Origin of the sequence: Pseudomonas sp. NPDC089406, assembly GCF_044900265.1 — a bacterium.
GTDB lineage: Bacteria > Pseudomonadota > Gammaproteobacteria > Pseudomonadales > Pseudomonadaceae > Aquipseudomonas > Aquipseudomonas fakonensis.
Window position 1 is genome coordinate 1 of sequence record NZ_JBJDNC010000029.1, and the last position, 16,667, is coordinate 16,667.

Sequence of the window (16,667 nt, forward strand, 5' to 3'; positions counted from 1 at the left end):
GCCGGCAAGCCGGCTCCTACAGGTACGGCACTGGCCTGAAGCTTATGCAATCCCTGTGGGAGCAACTGTCTTGCTCAATTTCTAAAAGCTGGCGCGATCCCTGTAGGAGCCGGCTTGCCGGCGATGAGGCCGGTACAGAAAAAATATTTTCACCGACCTGAGCCATTTCCCCAGCCTCGCGTGACAGAGAAGGCAGAACCCTTCTCACAGGACCACCGCACCATGCTTCTGCGCCCCAGCCCCCTCGCCTGCGCCCTGCTGCTCGTCGCCCCGTTCGCCATCGCCGAGCAACGCGCCTACCACATCGCCCCCGGCAACCTCGAACAGGCCCTGAACCAGTTCGGCCGCGAAAGCGGTGCGCTGATCTCGTTCGGTTCGAACGTCACGCAAGGCCTGAGCAGCCCGGGCCTGGACGGCCAGTACGACACCGCGCAAGGTCTCGACGCCCTGCTGCGCGGCAGTGGCCTGCAGGCGCGCCAGGAGGCCGACAATGCCTACAGCCTGCAACCGCAGCAGGTGCCGGCAGCGGGCGCAGCCGTGGAGCTGGGCGCCTCGACGGTGGTCGGCGACTGGCTGGGCGAAGCGCGCCAGGACAACGTCTTCGAGCACCCCGGTGCCCGTGACGTGGTACGTCGCGAGGAGTTCGAGCGCAGCGGCGCCAGCACCGCCCGCGAAGTGCTCAACCGCATCCCCGGGGTCAACGCCCCCGACAACAACGGCACCGGCAGCCACGACCTGGCGCTGAACTTCGGCATCCGCGGCCTCAACCCGCGCCTGGCCTCGCGCTCCACGGTGCTGATGGACGGCATCCCGGTGCCCTTCGCACCTTACGGCCAGCCGCAACTGTCGCTGGCACCTATCAGCATGGGCAACATGGATGCGGTGGACGTGGTGCGCGGCGGCGGCGCGGTGCGCTACGGCCCGCAGAACGTCGGCGGCATCGTCAACTTCGTCACCCGCGCCATCCCGGAACAAGCAACGTTCAAGGCGGCGATGCAAAACCAGATCAGCCCGTCGTCCAGCCACGACGGTTTCAAGAACAGCGCCAACCTGCTGGTGGGCGGCACCAACGCCAACGGCCTGGGCGGTGCCCTGCTGTATTCCGGAGTGCGCGGCGGCGACTGGCGCGAGCACAGCGACACGCAGATCGACGACCTGATCCTCAAGGGCAAGCTGCAACTGGACGAGGCCAACAGCCTGCACGCCATGGCCCAGTACTACGAGGGCGAGGCCGAGATGCCCGGCGGCCTGAGCAGCGCCGATTTCGACGCCGACCCGTACCAGTCGACGCGCCTGAAGGACAAGTTCTGGGGCCGCCGCACGCTGTTCAACTTCGGCTACGACTACAAGCAGGACGACCGCCAGTTCAGCGTCAACAGCTTCTTCACCAAGACCCTGCGCAGCGGCTACCTCGACCAGGGCAACTTCGTCTCGCTGTCGCCGCGCGAGTACTGGGTGCGCGGCATCGAGACCCGCTTCTCGCAGGGCCTGGCCCTGGGCGACAGCTGGCACGAGCTGGGGGTGGGCTACCGCTACGTCAACGAAGCCGGCCACGAACTGCGCTTCCGGGAGCCGACCAGCGCCGACGTACTGCCCACCACCAACAGCCGCAACGACCGCGACACCCGTGGCAGCACCGAAGCCCACGCCATCTACCTGGACGACCGCATCGACATCGGCCGCTGGACCATCACCCCGGGCGTGCGCTACGAGATGATCGACTCCGAGCAGAGCAACAAGCTCAACGGCCAGCGCTACCAGGGCAGCTACAACACCGCGCTGCCGGCACTGAACGTGATGTACCACCTGACCGACAGCTGGAACCTGTACGCCAACACCGAGGGTTCGTTCGGCAGTGTGCAGTACAGCCAGATGCCCAACCGGGTCAGCAGCGGCGAGGTGAAACCCGAGAAAGCACGCACCTGGGAAGTCGGCACCCGCTACGACAATGGCGACCTGCAAGCGGAGATCGGCGCGTTTCTGATCAATTTCGACAACCAGTACGAAAGCAACCAGACCAACGATTCGGTGATCGCCCGCGGCGAAACCCGCCACCAGGGTATCGAGACCAGCCTGCGCTACGCCCTCGACGGCCTGAGCCCGGCGCTGGCCGGGTTCGATGTGCATGCAAGCTACGCCTTCGTCGATGCCACCATCCGCGAGGACGGGCCGAACAAGGGCAACCAGGTGCCGTTCTCGTCGCGCCACAAGGGCGCCTTGGGTGTGGGTTACACCGAGGGCCCATGGCAGTTGAACCTGGACAGCAGCTTCCAGAGCAGCCAGTACGCCGACAACGCCAACACCGGCACCGAAAGCGCCGACGGCAGCACCGGGCGTATCCCCGGCTACATGCTGGTGAGCACCCGCGCCGGCTATGATTTCGGGCCGCAGCTGTCCAACCTGAAAGTGGCGGTGGGGGTGAAGAACCTGTTCAACCGCGAGTACTACACCCGCTCGTTCGACGACAACAACAAGGGCAAGTACGTGGGTGAGCCGCGGACCTTGTATGTGCAGACTTCGGTGGAGTTCTGACGACTGAGCAATGGCTTGGCGGAAGCGGGATTGTCTCGCGAGGGATGGCACCGGCTGCGCCGGTGTTCGCGGGCAAGCCCGCTCCCACAGGTACTGTGCCTGATCCAGGCTGTTCACAATCCTGTGGGAGCGGGCTTGCCCGCGAAGCAGGCGACGCGATGCCAGGGGTAATGTCCGATACCCGGCTTGGCTGAAAAAATTATTTTCAAATTGGGCTTGAATTCGTTCTCCAGTTGCCTGACCTTAGAGTCAAGAGGCGCACAAAGACCAACGCCCTCAAAGGCTTGGCAGCGCTTTCTGTGAGCAAGCTGAATAAGGATTGAAGTCATGCAAATCCAGGTCAACAGCAGCAATCAGATCCAGGGCAACGTCCGCTTGAACGAGTGGGTCCGCAGTACTCTGCAGAGCAACCTCGAACGTTACGAGGACGACCTCACCCGCATCGAAGTGCATTTGCGCGACGAAAACGGCGCCAAGCCCGGCACCCATGACAAACGCTGCCAAATGGAAGCGCGCCCCAAAGGCCACCAGCCGATTTCCGTGACCCACAGCGCAGGCTCCCTGGACCAGGCCGTCGATGGCGCGGCCAGCAAGCTCAACCACGCACTGGAGCATTTCTACGGCAAACTGCGCAGCAAGCGCGGGGGGCTGGAGCTGAGTGACCCGGACGCCTGACCCGTCAGCCACACACAACAACGCCCGGGCTTGCGCCGGGCGTTTTCGTTTTCACCGATCAGCGGGCCTGAACCAACCCCGCCCTGCCCCGGTCAACCCCTGCAGTCATTCATTGCAGACAGCGACCATGAACAACCCCTTCGAGCACATCAGCGCCGCCTTCGCCCCCGAATACCGGGTAAACCTGAGCATCGAACGCCTGGACGGCAGCATCATGTTGACCCTCTCCGATGACAGCGGCGTGGTGGCCAAGCGCCTGATCAGCCAAGCCCAACGCAACGACCCGGTGCGCCTGCAGCGGGTCATCGACAGCATCCGCCTGGGGCTGGCCATCGAGCTGGGGCAAAACCCGCTGGAGGTGCTTGCCGCATTGACCGGCGAAGCTCGCCGTCCGTGGCGAGTAGCCATTTGAAGCGTCGCTGCCGCATGTTCAACGCATCAGCAAGGTGCCAATGAAACGCTCCACGTCGGGCAGGCGGACGCCTTGCAGACGCAAGCCAGGGTCGAAGGTGTCAGGCTGGCTGAATATACCGCTAAGCCCTTGATCGTAGGTCGGCTCCTCGCCTTGCACCAAGTGCTCGAACACCTCGTCCACCAATGAGCGCGATGAGACCACTTGTTCATCGATCAGGTCGACGACCTGGGTGATGAACACCTCTTCTGGGGTGACCCCGAACATCATGCAAGCCTGCGCCAGGTATGCGTACACAGATTCAGCATCGAGATGCATACGGTTCTCCTATCGGCCAGCCGAGCTCGCGACTCAGGTCGCGACAGATAACCCGCTGCCGACAGGCATTCAAACGCCTGCGAGGCGTTCATGAGCCGTACATAGTTATTTGCCGTCCTCGACTTCCTTGCCGTTGGCGTCCAGCACCTTGGTGGACGGGTAGCGGTAGGATGCGTAGCGCACCACCAGGATGGAGAAGGCCAACAGCAGGATGCCGCCGCACACGTACAGCAGGCCGGCATCCGGCGCCTTGTGGTGCGACACGTCGCCGATCAGCAGGCGGGTCAGCGCGGTGATGGCCACGTACAGCAAGAAGCGGATGGGCATGTGGTTGGTCTTGAAGTAGATCCCCACCATCGCCCCCAGCTCCAGGTAGATGAACAGCAGCAGGATGTCATCGACGCTCACCCCGCCCTTGCCCAGCATGTCGATGAAGGTGGCCACCGCCGCGTAGGCGGTGATTGCGCCGATACCGAACAACGCCAGGTAGTGGAACGCCTCCACGCACAGGTTGCCCAGCGAGTCGGCCGAGCCGTGCAGGCCCTTGCGCAGTTTGTCTGCCCATTTGTTGTTCACGATGTTCGATTCCCCGATAAGACAGAAGGATGATGGATGGCGCGCATGACGCTTGTGCCATGCAGTTAAAGGGCCATGCCCCCTGCCTTGGAAGGTGGCCGATTGCCGCAGGGCACCTGTGGGCTAGGCTGTTTTTCTGTGCAAAGGGCCATCATGGTGGTTGCAGGCAGGTGGCCTGCCCCTGTACTGTATGCGCATACAGTAAAATCCCAACCAGCTAAAAGGCACAGAGGTGATGAATGGCCGTCGAAGTGGTGTACCGCAGCAGCCGCGACCCGGAGCGCTTGTTCATGGATAAGGCCGAAGCAGACCGTCACGACAAGATGCTCGAACTCGCCGAGCGCCTGGCCGAAGTGCTGCAAAAGGCCGTGCCGTCGCTGAGCGAAAAGCAGGTCGAGGAAGCCGGCATCTATATGGCCAAGAACCGCGATGTGTTCGCCCGTGCGTTCAAGAGCCAGCCAGATGCGCTGTCTGAATTGCTGGAAGGCGGGGAAGCCGAGTAACAAGCATCGCGGGGCAAGCCCGCTCCCACAGGTATGCTGTGGGAGCGGGCTTGCCCCGCGATGGGTCATCCGCCATAGAGCATCCGCTCCGCCAACATCTGCGCTACCCGCGCCGGCGAGCGTTTTTCGGCCTGGGCGTGGGCAAACACTTCGGTCAACCGGGTGGGGATGCGCGCCAGGTGCGCGGTGATACTGCCCAGGTCCGCCCCGCGGTGGGTCAGCGCCACGTAGATCAGCCCGCCAGCATTGATCACGAAATCCGGGGCATACAAAATGCCGCGCTGCTCCAGTTGGTCAGCCACCTGCAAGGTGGTCAGCTGATGGTTCGCCGCCCCCGCCACCGCCGCGCAGCGCAGTTGCATAACCGTCTGCCCGTTGAGCACCGGCCCCACCCCGCAAGGGGCGAAGATATCGCACGGGGTGCTGGTCAATGCCTCGTTGACTACCGGGTGCGCCCCGAACTGTTCCACCGCCAGGCGCACCTTGCCTGGGTCCAGGTCACTGACCAGCAACTCGGCCCCGGCTGCGTGAAGTTGCTCGGCCAACGCATACCCCACATTGCCCAACCCCTGCACCGCCACCCGCAAGCCCTCCAGGTTGTCGCTGCCCAGCCGCGCCATTGACGTGGCGCGAATGCCGGCGAACACGCCCATGGCCGCATGGGGTGACGGGTCGCCCGAGGCGGTGGTGCTGGTGACGTGGGGGGTGGACTGGGCAATGCAGTCCATGTCCAGGGTCGAGGTGCCGCTGTCCACGGCGGTGATGAAACGCCCCTGCAAGCTGTCGACAAAGCGCCCGAAGGCCTCGAACAGCGCGGCGCGGTTTTCCACATGGGCGTTGCGCATGATCACCGCCTTGCCACCGCCCAGCGCCAACCCGGCAAGCGCAGCCTTGTAGCTCATGCCCTGAGCCAGGTGAATGGCATCGATCATCGCACTTTCGTCATTGGCGTAGGGCAGGTAGCGGCAGCCGCCCAAAGCCGGCCCCAGCTGTTCGCTGTGGATGGCCACTACCGCCTTCAACCCGGTGGGCGGGTCAATGAACAGGTGCAGTGACTGGGTGCGGGTACTTTGCATGAGCGCGAACATCGGCGGGCTCCCCGGCAGGTGCTGCATCCAGTATAGGCAGCAGCCCACAGCCCGCTGCACAGGCAGACCACTGGACGAAAAGCACTGCCAGGGCTAAAAGTACAAGCGTGATGGAGACCCGCCATGAATTCACGCCAAGCCTGCCTGGCCTGCCTGGAACGCGAGCCACCCGCCCTGCTGGAAGCCAGCCTGTGGATCGCTGCCGAGCATGACCGCAGCGTCGACCCGGCCACCTGCATGGCCCAGTTGCGCGACCTGCAACGCGACATCAGTACCCGCCTGCCGATGCTGCCGCTGAGCGAACTGGCCCAGCCGCTGCTGCGCCAGCTCAATGCCCTGGGTTTTCAGCAGGACGAATACCACCCGCTGCGCCCGCAGGCGGCGCTGATGGACAAGGTGCTGCAACGCCGCCGCGGCCAGCCGCTGCTGCTGGCGATACTCGCCCTGGACCAGGCCCAGCGCCTGTCGATTCCACTTGAAGGGGTCAACTTCCCCGGCCACTTTTTACTGCGCGTACCCGGCGCCGACCACCTGCTCGACCCCTGCGGCGGCCGCCGCCTGTACCCGGCCGACTGCCGCGAACTGCTGGCCCGCCAGTTTGGCCCGGACCTGCCCTTGACCGGCGAGCACATGCGCAGCGCAACGCCCCGGCAGATGCTTCAGCGCCTGTCGCGCAACCTGCGCCAGCTGCACAGCAGCAACGACAACGCCATGGCCGCGCTGGTGGATGCCGAACGGGTGATGCAGCTGGGGCCGGTGCAGGTCAGCGACTACCTGGCCCGGGCCACCCTGTACCAGCTGTTGGACTGCCCCCAGGCCGAACGCTTTGACCTGGAGCATGCCTTGCTGCTGACCGACGACCCGGTGCAACGCCTGAAACTCAGTGAACGCCTGGGCCAGCTACCGTCGGGCAAGCGTTCGATTCACTGAGGCGGGGTGTCCGGCTGGCGTGCCGGGTGGGCCTCGATGAAAGCTGGGTGTTGCGCGGCCAGGGCCGCTACCCGGCGAATGCGAGGGTAGGCGGCCAGGTCGATGTTGAAGCGCTCGGCCGCATACAGCTGCGGGATCAGGTACACATCCGCCAGCCCCGGCGCTGCGCCGAAGCAAAAGCCCTCATCACCAATCAACTGCTCCACCGCAGCCAGGCCCTGGCTGATCCAGTGGGCGATCCACTGGTTGACCTGGGTTTCGTCGTGCCCCAGCTGGCGCAGCTGGTTGAGTACGCTGACGTTGTGCAACGGGTGCACATCGCAACCAATGATTGCCGCCACACCACGTACCCGCGCCCGCGCCTCGGCCCCGTCGGGCAGCAGCGCAGGCTGTGGATAAGCCTCTTCCAGGTACTCGATGATCGCCGGCGATTGCAGCAGCAAGCTGCCGTCATCGGTGCGCAGGGCCGGCACCCGGCCCTGGGGGTTGAGGGCAAGATACGTCTCGCCGCGCTGCTCGCCCTTGAGCAGGTTGACCGGCACAGCCTGGCAACCCAGGCCCTTGAGCGCCAGGGCGATGCGAACCCGGTACGACGAGGTGGAGCGGTAGTAGGTGTAAAGCTGCATCGCCCTGCCCTCCTCAGTTGGCTGCGACTATGGTGCCGCGGCACTCGCCGAAGCCGATGCTGGCAACGCCCTCAGCCACGCAGCGGGCGCGCAGGATGATTTCGTCACCGTCCTCGAGGAACTTGCGCACCTCGCCGCTGGCCAGCTCCACCGGGTGCTTGCCGCCCTCGGTGATCTCCAGCAGGCTGCCGAACGAGCCCTCAGCCGGGCCAGACAAGGTGCCGGAACCAAACAGGTCGCCCGGTTGCAGCTGGCAGCCGTTGACGCTGTGGTGGGCGATCAGCTGGGCCACGGTCCAGTACATGTTCAGGGTGTTGCTCAGCGCCAGGCGCTGGGCCGGCAGGTTCTGCTCACGCATGTTCGCGGTCAGCAGCAGCACTTCCAGTTCGATGTCGAAGGCACCCTGGGCCTGGTCCTGCGCATTCAGCAGGTAGGGCAGCGGCTGCGGGTCGCCTGCCGGGCGGGCGGGCTGGGCGCGACGGAACGGTGCCAGCGCCTCGGCGGTGACCACCCAGGGCGACAGGCTGGTGATGAAGCTTTTGGACAGGAACGGGCCCAGCGGCTGGTATTCCCAGGCCTGGATATCCCGCGCCGACCAGTCGTTGAGCAGGCACAGGCCGGCCAGGTGCTGCTCGGCCTCGCCGATCGGGATCGCCTGGCCCATGGCATTGCCCTGGCCGATCCAGATGCCCAGTTCCAGCTCGTAGTCCAGCCGCGCGCAGGGGCCGAAGCTTGGTTCGGTTTGACCTGCCGGCAAGGTCTGGCCCTTGGGACGGATCACCTCGGTGCCCGAAGGGCGCAGGGTGGAGGCGCGGCCGTGGTAGCCGATGGGCACGTACTTGTAGTTGGGCAGCAGCGGGTTGTCGGGGCGGAACAGCTTGCCGACGTTGGTAGCGTGCTGGATACCCACGTAGAAGTCGGTGTAGTCACCGACCTTGGCTGGCAGGTGCATCTGGCACTCGCTGGCCGGGTACAGCGCCGCCTGCAGCGCAGCCTGATGCTCGCTGTCTTCGCCCAGCAGGGCCAGCAGGCGTTCACGCAAGGCCACCCGGGCCGGGCTGCCGAGGGCGAAGAAGGCGTTCAGCGCACCGCCCCGGGTGGCCTCGACGGCTGCCTTGGCGGCGCCATCGAACAGGCCGGCGGCCAGCACCGCCTCAAGGTCGAGGATGGCGTCACCGATGGCCACGCCGCAGCGCGGCGCCTGCGAGGGGCGGCTGAAAATGCCCAGCGGCAGGTTCTGCAACGGGAAGTCGCGGTGCCCGTTGGCGTGCTCGACCCAGCTGCGGGCATTGGCGGTGTGGTTCATCGGTTATCTCCGGTTCGGGTTGAAGGTGCTCGGCAGGGTGGCCCAGCAACTGTCGTAATCAGCCTGCAACTGCGGGCTTTCGAGGGCCTGCTGGCTCGGGCGCAGCACCTGGCTGGTCTCGAACATGAAGGCCATGGTGTTGTCGACCTTGTGCGGCGCAAGCTCGGCGGCAATGGCCTTGTCGCAGGTTTCGGCGTCGGGGCCGTGGGCGCTCATCACCCCGTGCAACGAGGCGCCGCCCGGCAGGAAGCCCTCGGCCTTGGCATCGTAGGCGCCGTGGATCAGGCCCATGAACTCGTTCATCAGGTTGCGGTGGAACCATGGCGGGCGGAAGGTGTTCTCGGCCACCATCCAGCGCGGCGGAAAGATCACGAAGTCCATGTTGGCCAGGCCATGCACGCTGGTGGGCGAGGTCAGCACGGTGAAGATCGACGGGTCGGGGTGGTCGAAGCTGACCGTGCCGAGGGTGTTGAAGCGGCGCAGGTCGTATTTGTAGGGCACGTTGCTGCCGTGCCAGGCCACCACGTCCAACGGCGAGTGGGCCAGCTCGCAGGCCCAGTGCTCGCCCAGGAACTTCTGCACCAGTTGCACCGGGCCGCTGGCCTCTTCATAGCAGGCCACCGGGCTGAGGAAGTCGCGCGGGTTGGCCAGGCCGTTGCTGCCGATCGGGCCCAGGTCGGGCAGGCGCAGCGGCGCGCCGTGGTTTTCGGCGATGTAGCCACGGGCCTGGCCGTCGGGCAGCTCGACACGGAACTTCATGCCCCGCGGGATCACCGCAATTTCCAGCGGCTCGACCTCCAGTACACCCAGCTCGGTGGCAATGCGCAGGCGGCCTTGTTCAGGCACCAGCAGCAGCTCGCCGTCGGCATTGAAGAACACCCGCTCCATGCTGCGGTTGGCGCGGTAGATGTACACGCTGACCCCGGCCGGTTTGTCTGCGGCGGCGTTGGCCACCATCGGCAACCAGCCGTCGATGAAGTCGGTGGGCTCGCTTGGCAGCGGCTGCGGGCTCCAGCGCAACCGGTTGGGGTTGATCGCCCCCAGCGCGCCGGCCAGCGGCTGGCGCTGGCAGCGTTCGAAGCGCGGGTGCAGGGCCGACGGGCGGATGCGGTACAGCCAGGTGCGGCGCAGCTCGCTGCGGGCCATGGTGAACGCGGTGCCCGAGAGCAGCTCGGCGTACAGCCCGTAGGGCGCTTTTTGCGGGGAATTCTGCCCCACCGGCAGGGCGCCGGGCAGGGCTTCGCTGGCGAATTCATTGCCGAAACCGCTCAGGTAGGCGAGTTCTGGGGCGGTGCTGCGGGTCATCGATGCCTCCGGGCTGCGGGGAGCTTTTACGGGCAGCTGGCTGCGGGGCCCGACCTGATGCAACCACTTGGCGGCAGGCTGGCAGCGCGTCTGCATTGTTTTTATCGTAATCAGATTACGAATAACGTAATTTGCTCCTGTGCAGGCGTCAAGCTATAAAGGCGCCACCTCGCAAAATCCGGACAGACACCCGCCCATGGCCAGAGCCAGCACCAGCGCCGACACCGGCAAACAGAAAGTCCGCTCGGCGGAAGTCGGCACCGATATCCTCAAGGCATTGGCCGAACTGTCGCCGTCCACCTCGCTTTCGCGCCTGGCCGAACACGTCGGCATGCCGGCAAGCAAGGTGCATCGCTATTTGCAGGCGCTGATCGCCAGCGGCTTCGCCGAGCAGGACCCGGCCACCAACCACTACGGCCTGGGCCGTGAGGCGTTGCGGGTGGGCATGGCGGCGCTGGGCAGCATCGATGTGCTGAAGGTGGCGGCGTTGCCGCTGTCGGAGCTGCGCGACGAGCTCAACGAAAGCTGCTTTATCGCCGTGTGGGGCAACCAGGGGGCGACCGTGGTGAGCATCGAGCCTGCGGTGCGGGCGGTGACGGTGGTGACCCAGATCGGTTCGGTGCTGCCGCTGCTCAGCTCGTCCACGGGGCTTGTGTTCGCCGCGCACCTGCCGGCGCGCGAAACCATCGAGCTGCGCGACCGCGAGCTGGTCGCCCTGGGCCAGACCGCAGACGATTACCTGCAGTTGCTGGAGCAGATCCGCCAGCGCGGCCTGCACCACGTGCATGGCTTGCTGATGCCGGGAGTGGATGCGCTGTCGGCGCCGGTGTTCAACGCCATGGGCCAGGTGGCTGCGGTGATGACCGTGGTCGGGCCGACTTCTATCTTCCATGCCGACGAACACGGCCCGGCCGCCAAGCGCTTGCTGGCCGCGGCCCGGTCGGTCAGCTGGCGGATGGGCTTCGCAGGCGACCGTTGAAAAGCCTTACAAAGCGTTACTCATGTTCAGCGGGTGATCTGGTTATAGTCCTGCCGCCACTTTTACCCGAAACGTAAAGGTGAATGTCAGAAGAGGCTATTTTTCCCACAGGATCAAGCGCTTATTCTGATCTCACTGGCCGGCACGAAGCGCTTCTCCCCCCCTGCACTTCGCGCCCGCCCAGGTTCACCGACGTTGATTTTGAAGCTCCTTGATCTAACGTCTCGATTGGCCGCTGCGTTTGCAGCGGCCTTTTTTATGCCTGTGAATAACTGCCTCGAATTGGCCCGTGCTTGTGGGGGGTTAACTGTCTCGCTCGATATTTCGAGGCTGGCGCGATCCCTGTAGGAGCGGCCTTGTGTCGCGATGGGCTGCAAAGCAGCCCCGGCAATTTCGAGTGATATACAGATATTGGGGCTGCTGCGCAGCCCATCGCGACACAAGGCCGCTCCTACAGGGATCGCGCCAGCTTGTAGAAAATGAGCAAGACAGTTGCCCGCACAGACTCCACGACCCCGCGCGCTCAATCCGCCGGGTACTTCTGCAAATTCGCCATCATCTGCTGCAACGCCTGCAAGCTGTCCTGCGGGTGCACGGCCCCATCGAAATCACCGATGCGCCCCCAGTTGTCGGCCACCTGCTCGGGGGTAAAGCCTTCGCGCGGGTCGAAGCCCACCCCCAGGCTGCGCTCCCAACGCAGCTTGCCGACCCAGCCACCGCCCACCTCGAACAGCTCGCCGCTGTCCTGGCACTGTTCACTGCCCAGGTACACCACCACCGGGCTGACCAGCTCGGGCTTGAGGCGCTCGAACACCTGCGGCGGGATCAGCCCCTCGGTCATGCGGGTGCCGCCGGTGGGGGCGATGGCGTTGACCAGGATGCCGTGCTTGCGGCCCTCGATGGCCAGGGTGCGGGTCAGCCCGTACAGGCCCAGCTTGGCCATGCCGTAGTTGGCCTGGCCAAAGTTGCCGTAGATGCCCGAGGTGGACGCGGTGAAGATCACCCGGCCCCAGTTCTGCGCCCGCAGGTGCGGCCAGGCGGCGTGGGTGACCTTGTAGGCGCCCTGCACATGCACCTGGTAGACCAGCTCCCAGTCGCTGCCGTCCATCTTGTGGAAGGTCTTGTCACGCAGAATGCCGGCGTTGTTCACCAGCACATCCACCCGGCCGAAGCTGTCCAGCGCCTGCTCGACGATACGCGCGCCGTCGGTGACCGAGTCGTGGTTGGCCACTGCGGTGCCGCCGGCGGCGCGGATTTCCTGCACCACGCGGTCGGCTGCCGACTGGTTGGCGCCTTCGCCATGGGTGGAGCCGCCCAGGTCGTTGACCACCACCCGCGCGCCGCGCGCGGCGAACAGCAGGGCATGGGCACGGCCGAGGCCGCCGCCGGCCCCCGTGACGATCACTACGCGGTCTTGCAGGTCGAGTGGCTGGCTCATGGGCAGGGCTCCAGGCGGGTCAAGGGATGCCCGGCAGTGTCCGCCAGCGCCAGGGCGCGGACAATCAAGCCCACCCAGGCGAATGCCGGGTGATAACGCAGCGCGATGATCGCCCGGTCAGGACCAGGCGACCTTCTGCGGAATGTAGGTCAGAGGCTGCTCACGAAAGGCCAGGTAATGGCGCAGCACCTGTACCGGCGCCTCGGTGTGCGGGTAATGGCCGATGCCCTGCAGGGCGACGGTGTCCGGGTCGGGCACCTCCTCCCGGTAACGCTGCAGCATGTGCGCCCCGGACAGCGGGTCGACCACCCCGTTGATGAAGCGCAGCGGCACACCGCCCTGGCGCAGGGCACCGCCCCAGCGTTCGCGCTGAGCGTAGCGCTCGGGCATGAAGTTGATCAGCTTGTGCAGGATGCGCGCGCCACGGTTGGCGACGATCAGGCTCCACAGGTCGTCCAGCGCGCTCTCGCTGGGGTGGGTGCAGGGCCCGTAGACCTGGCTGACGTTGCGCACCAGGTCGTCACGCCCGAACGAGCGCCCCACCAGCCAGCCGACGCGGCTGAGCAGCAGCTTCTGGATCAACAGCATGCGGCAGCTCTCGGGGAACAGCCCGCTGTTGAGAAACACGCAGCTGGCGATGTCGAGGCGCTGTTCGTGGTGCCGGGCCAGCAGCTCTTGAGCAACGCTGCCGCCGTAGTCGTGGGCCAGCAGGTGCACCGGCTGGTCGATCTTCAGGTGGGCCAGCAGCGCCTGCTGCAGGTCGGCCTGTTCGAGCAGGCTGTAGTCGTGGTCTGGAGGCTTGGCCGAATCGCCGAAGCCGAGCATGTCGCAGGCGACCACACGAAAGCGTTGGGTTAACGGTGCCCACAGGTAGTGCCAATCCCAGCTGGCGGTGGGGAAACCGTGAAGCAATAGCAGAGGCTCTCCATGCCCTGCTGTCCAGTAACGGATGCTCTGGCCCCGGAAGGTGAAACCCTGGCTCCGGGTGCGCCAGACGCACAATGGAATTTCAGCCAGTGGCATCAGGGTCTTCCCGGTGTGTAAGTGTCGGAATAGGGCAAGGCTGCGTTCATTGCAGGTTCACCTCGGCACATGCATGTGCTCTCTATGTCGAGGCTCAGTGTAGGAGGCAATACCAAGGTATTAAGTCGCCTTGGCAGCCAGCCTGATGACCGAGCGAGCCTGTGGCACGAACGGTCACACCAGCATCACCAACAAGGGCGCGGCGAACAGGTTGAGCAGGCCGGTCAGCACCATTACCAGGCCTGCCACCGAGCCCTCTTCGCGGCCCACTTCGCGGGCCCGGCTGACACCGGCGCCGTGGGCGCCGACACCGAACAGTGCGCCGCGGGCCAGCGGCGTGCGCAGTGGCAGCCAGCGCAGCAGGATGCCGCCGAACATCGCACCAAGCACGCCGGTGAACATCACGAACACCGCGGTGAGCTCCGGCACCCCGCCCAGGTCCTGGGCCACCGGCATGGCGAAGGGGGTGGTGATCGAGCGCGGCAGCAGCGACAGGCTCACCGACTCGTCCAGCGCAAGGCCATGGGCCAGCGCCCAGGAGCTGCCGATCGACGCCACGCTACCGGCCAGCATGCCCACCAGCAGCGCCGGCCAGTGCCGCGCCAGCAAGGCGCGCTGCTGCCAGATGGGCACCGCGAACGCCACCGTCACCGGGCCCAGCACGCCCATCAGCCAGTGGGTGTTGCGGGCGTACTCGGCGTAGGCGGTGTGCAGCGGCACCGCCACCGCCAGCAGCAGCGCCGGCACCAGTATCAGCGGCGACAGCAGGTAGCGCCCGGTGCGCCGGTACAGCCAGCGGCTGCCCAGGTAGGCGGCCAGGGTGAAGGCCAGCCAGAACAGCGACATGGGCTCAAGGTTCATGGCGCAGCCTCCAGCGGCACACCGCTTCCACGGTGATGGCGGTGACCAGCATCACCAGCAGTGTGCTCACGGCGATCACCAGCAGGATGCGCCAGCCTTCGCTGCGCAGCAGGCTGCCGTAGTCCAGCAGGCTCATCAGCGCGGGGATGAAAAACAGCAGCATCTCGGCCATCAGCCAGCCGGCGCCCAGTTGCAGAGCGGCGGGCTTGAGCAGGCCGGTGGCGAACAGCAGCAGCAACAGGGCCAGGCCCATCACGCCGCCTGGGATCGGCCAGCCGAGCCAGGCGGCGAGCTGGCCGCCGATCAGAAACAGGGCGAGCAGCACCGCAAGCTCAAGCAGCAGACGCAGGGTTTTCTTCAGTAATGCAGGGTTCATGGCGGGGGTTCCTCGACAACATGGCCATTGTAAAAGTCAGCCAGCCACGCCAGAAGCGAATTGTTAGACTTGCGGCCATTCCAATATGGAATTCAAGGCATGGACTTCAAACAACTGCGCAGCTTTATCGAAGTGGTGCACAAGGGCGGCTTCACCCAGGCCGCCGGCACCTTGCACATCAGCCAGTCGGCGGTCAGCAAGCAGGTCGCCCAGCTGGAACAGAGCATCGGCCAGCCGCTGCTCGAGCGCCACGGCTCGCAACTGCACCTGACCGCCGCCGGGCGCATCGTGCTGGAGCGTGGCGAGGTGCTGCTGCGTCAGCGCCAGGAGCTGCTGAACGAGCTCGACGACCTGGGCCAGATGGCCCGTGGCGAGCTGCGCCTGGGCTTGCCGCTGCTGGGCAGCGATGCGCTGTTTGCCGGGTTGTTCGCCGAGTACCGGCGGCGCTACCCGAACATCCACATTCAGTTGCTCGAAGGTGGCAGCCGCATGGTCGAGCAGGCGGTCAACAGTGGCGAGTTGGAGCTGGGCGGCAGCCTGACGCCGAGCGACCCGGCGTTCGACTACCAGCCGTTTTGCAACGAGCCGCTGGATGCCCTGCTGCCGGCCGATCACCCGTTGGCCGGGTTGACCGAGGTGGCGCTGGCGCAGTTGGCCGAGACGCCGTTTCTGCTGTACCAGCGCAGCTTCGTGCTCAATGACCGGTTGCTCAGCGCCTGCCAGCAGGAAGGCTTTACCCCCAAAGAAGGCGGGCGCAGCGGGCAGGCGGACTTTTTGGCGGCGCTGGTGGCCGCCGGGCAAGGGGTGGTGCTGCTGCCGGCCATTGTCGCGCGGGCGCTGGAGCGGCCGGGGGTGGTGCGGCTGCCGTTGCGCGCGCCGGATTACCTGCGCTGGGACATTGCGTTCATCTGGCGGCGCGGGGCGTACCTGTCGCGGGCGGCGCAGGCGTGGTTGGCGTTGTTGCGTGAGCGGGGTTGAAGGGCGGGTCTGCTGTACCGGCCCTATCGCCGGCAAGCCGGCTCCTATGGAACAAATCACAACTCGTTGATTTAACGAAGATTCTGTGGGAGCGGCTTTAGCCGCGAACACCGGCGAAGCCGGTGCCATCTACCGCGGCGCCTGCTTCGCGGCTAAAGCCGCTCCCACAGGGACTGCATAAACTTCACGCCAGCGCCGTACCTGTAGGAGCCGGCTTGCCGGCGATAGGGCCAGAGCAGGCAAAATCAGCCCTTCAGGGCTTGCGCAAACTCGGCCAACCAAGGCTCGGCATCGGTTTCGGGGGTGACGGTTTCGCTGGCGTCCAGGCGTAGCATCGGCAGCACCTCGTTCACGCCCAGCTCGGCGAACAGCTCGCGCAGTTGCTCGCCACCGCCGCAATACGTGTCGCCATAGCTCGAATCGCCTAGGCCGATCACCGCACCCGGCAGGCCGCGCCAGGCTGCCGGCAGGGTGTCGCGAATGCTGCTGTACAGCGGCATCAGGCTGTCGGGCAGCTCGCCCATGCCGGTGGTCGAGGTCACTGCCAGCAGCGCCTGCGGGGCGAAGCCTTCGAGGTCCTGCAGGGTGGCGCGGGCGGCGTGCCAGGCTTCGAAGCCGGCGGCCTTGAGCAGCGACTCGGCGTGGCGGGCAACTTCTTCGGCGGTGCCATATACGGAGCCGGAAATAATGGCGACTTTCATCGGGTAAGCGTTCCGAAACTGAGTGAAAACGTAGGATACT

At 65.6% G+C, this 16,667-nt stretch carries 18 protein-coding genes; 7 read left to right on the forward strand and 11 right to left on the reverse strand.

Annotated elements, in window-relative coordinates:
- Positions 1 to 222: 222 nt before the first annotated feature.
- The 3 genes from fecA to ACI2KK_RS19685 all read left to right on the forward strand — a co-directional run bounded on the left by fecA (position 223) and on the right by ACI2KK_RS19685 (position 3,619).
- Positions 223 to 2,532: a TonB-dependent Fe(3+) dicitrate receptor FecA gene (gene fecA / locus ACI2KK_RS19675; protein ID WP_404670202.1), complete on the forward strand. Its 2,310-nt coding sequence runs from the start codon at positions 223 to 225 to the stop codon at positions 2,530 to 2,532.
- Positions 2,533 to 2,859: 327 nt separating this feature from the next.
- Positions 2,860 to 3,207 carry an HPF/RaiA family ribosome-associated protein gene (locus tag ACI2KK_RS19680; protein ID WP_404670203.1) on the forward strand — a complete coding sequence of 116 codons (348 nt, stop codon included), beginning with the start codon at positions 2,860 to 2,862 and terminating at the stop codon, positions 3,205 to 3,207.
- Positions 3,208 to 3,334: 127 nt separating this feature from the next.
- Entirely contained in the window at positions 3,335 to 3,619 is a 285-nt protein-coding gene (locus ACI2KK_RS19685; RefSeq protein ID WP_404670204.1) for a DUF3509 domain-containing protein, read from the forward strand.
- A gap of 18 nt (positions 3,620 to 3,637) precedes the next feature.
- Here the strand turns inward: ACI2KK_RS19685 and ACI2KK_RS19690 are convergent, their stop codons facing one another.
- Together ACI2KK_RS19690 and ACI2KK_RS19695 are read right to left on the reverse strand one after the other, a co-directional pair.
- A complete protein-coding gene (locus ACI2KK_RS19690) occupies positions 3,638 to 3,937 on the reverse strand; it encodes a hypothetical protein (protein WP_404670205.1) in 300 nt (99 codons plus the stop codon).
- 105 nt (positions 3,938 to 4,042) lie between these two features.
- Positions 4,043 to 4,513, reverse strand: coding sequence for a phosphate-starvation-inducible protein PsiE (locus ACI2KK_RS19695; RefSeq protein ID WP_369989765.1), 471 nt, complete (start codon positions 4,511 to 4,513; stop codon positions 4,043 to 4,045).
- Between the two features lie 239 nt (positions 4,514 to 4,752).
- On the opposite strand from ACI2KK_RS19695, the gene ACI2KK_RS19700 reads away from it, so the two are divergent.
- Positions 4,753 to 5,016, forward strand: coding sequence for a YebG family protein (locus ACI2KK_RS19700; RefSeq protein ID WP_217887763.1), 264 nt, complete (start codon positions 4,753 to 4,755; stop codon positions 5,014 to 5,016).
- Positions 5,017 to 5,081: 65 nt separating this feature from the next.
- On the opposite strand, the gene ACI2KK_RS19705 is transcribed toward ACI2KK_RS19700, so the two are convergent.
- Positions 5,082 to 6,104 carry a Glu/Leu/Phe/Val dehydrogenase dimerization domain-containing protein gene (locus tag ACI2KK_RS19705; protein WP_404670206.1) on the reverse strand — a complete coding sequence of 341 codons (1,023 nt, stop codon included), beginning with the start codon at positions 6,102 to 6,104 and terminating at the stop codon, positions 5,082 to 5,084.
- A 123-nt stretch (positions 6,105 to 6,227) separates the two neighbouring features.
- Between ACI2KK_RS19705 and ACI2KK_RS19710 the strand changes: the two genes are divergently transcribed.
- The gene (locus tag ACI2KK_RS19710) at positions 6,228 to 7,034 is read left to right on the forward strand and encodes a SirB1 family protein (RefSeq protein WP_404670207.1); all 807 of its coding nucleotides are present in this window, start codon (positions 6,228 to 6,230) and stop codon (positions 7,032 to 7,034) included.
- On the opposite strand, the gene maiA is transcribed toward ACI2KK_RS19710, so the two are convergent.
- From maiA to hmgA, 3 genes are read right to left on the reverse strand one after another with little or no spacing between them, the layout of a single operon-like run.
- Complete coding sequence (gene maiA, locus ACI2KK_RS19715; protein WP_404670208.1) at positions 7,028 to 7,660, reverse strand: maleylacetoacetate isomerase; 633 nt, start codon at positions 7,658 to 7,660, stop codon at positions 7,028 to 7,030. The genes ACI2KK_RS19710 and maiA overlap by 7 nt on opposite strands.
- Positions 7,661 to 7,673: 13 nt before the next feature.
- A complete protein-coding gene (gene fahA / locus ACI2KK_RS19720) occupies positions 7,674 to 8,966 on the reverse strand; it encodes a fumarylacetoacetase (RefSeq protein WP_404670209.1) in 1,293 nt (430 codons plus the stop codon).
- Positions 8,967 to 8,969: 3 nt separating this feature from the next.
- Positions 8,970 to 10,271, reverse strand: a complete 1,302-nt coding sequence (gene hmgA, locus ACI2KK_RS19725; RefSeq protein WP_404670210.1) for a homogentisate 1,2-dioxygenase — start codon at positions 10,269 to 10,271, stop codon at positions 8,970 to 8,972.
- 196 nt (positions 10,272 to 10,467) lie between these two features.
- Here hmgA and ACI2KK_RS19730 point away from each other — a divergent pair, with 196 nt between their 5' ends.
- Complete coding sequence (locus tag ACI2KK_RS19730) at positions 10,468 to 11,250, forward strand: IclR family transcriptional regulator (protein WP_404670211.1); 783 nt, start codon at positions 10,468 to 10,470, stop codon at positions 11,248 to 11,250.
- 523 nt (positions 11,251 to 11,773) lie between these two features.
- Here the strand turns inward: ACI2KK_RS19730 and ACI2KK_RS19735 are convergent.
- The 4 genes from ACI2KK_RS19735 to ACI2KK_RS19750 form a co-directional block, all read right to left on the reverse strand.
- Positions 11,774 to 12,688, reverse strand: coding sequence for an SDR family oxidoreductase (locus ACI2KK_RS19735; protein ID WP_404670212.1), 915 nt, complete (start codon positions 12,686 to 12,688; stop codon positions 11,774 to 11,776).
- Positions 12,689 to 12,805: 117 nt separating this feature from the next.
- On the reverse strand, positions 12,806 to 13,711 hold the full coding sequence (locus ACI2KK_RS19740; protein WP_404670213.1) for an alpha/beta fold hydrolase: 906 nt from the start codon (positions 13,709 to 13,711) through the stop codon (positions 12,806 to 12,808).
- A 174-nt stretch (positions 13,712 to 13,885) separates the two neighbouring features.
- On the reverse strand, positions 13,886 to 14,572 hold the full coding sequence (locus ACI2KK_RS19745; RefSeq protein ID WP_217841813.1) for an LrgB family protein: 687 nt from the start codon (positions 14,570 to 14,572) through the stop codon (positions 13,886 to 13,888).
- Positions 14,562 to 14,948, reverse strand: coding sequence for a CidA/LrgA family protein (locus ACI2KK_RS19750; RefSeq protein WP_404670214.1), 387 nt, complete (start codon positions 14,946 to 14,948; stop codon positions 14,562 to 14,564). The genes ACI2KK_RS19745 and ACI2KK_RS19750 overlap by 11 nt, the downstream gene beginning before the upstream one ends.
- Positions 14,949 to 15,047: 99 nt before the next feature.
- On the opposite strand from ACI2KK_RS19750, the gene ACI2KK_RS19755 reads away from it, so the two are divergent.
- Positions 15,048 to 15,926 carry a LysR family transcriptional regulator gene (locus tag ACI2KK_RS19755; protein ID WP_404670215.1) on the forward strand — a complete coding sequence of 293 codons (879 nt, stop codon included), beginning with the start codon at positions 15,048 to 15,050 and terminating at the stop codon, positions 15,924 to 15,926.
- A gap of 245 nt (positions 15,927 to 16,171) precedes the next feature.
- On the opposite strand, the gene ACI2KK_RS19760 is transcribed toward ACI2KK_RS19755, so the two are convergent.
- Positions 16,172 to 16,627 carry a flavodoxin gene (locus ACI2KK_RS19760; protein ID WP_404670216.1) on the reverse strand — a complete coding sequence of 152 codons (456 nt, stop codon included), beginning with the start codon at positions 16,625 to 16,627 and terminating at the stop codon, positions 16,172 to 16,174.
- Positions 16,628 to 16,667 lie beyond the last annotated feature (40 nt).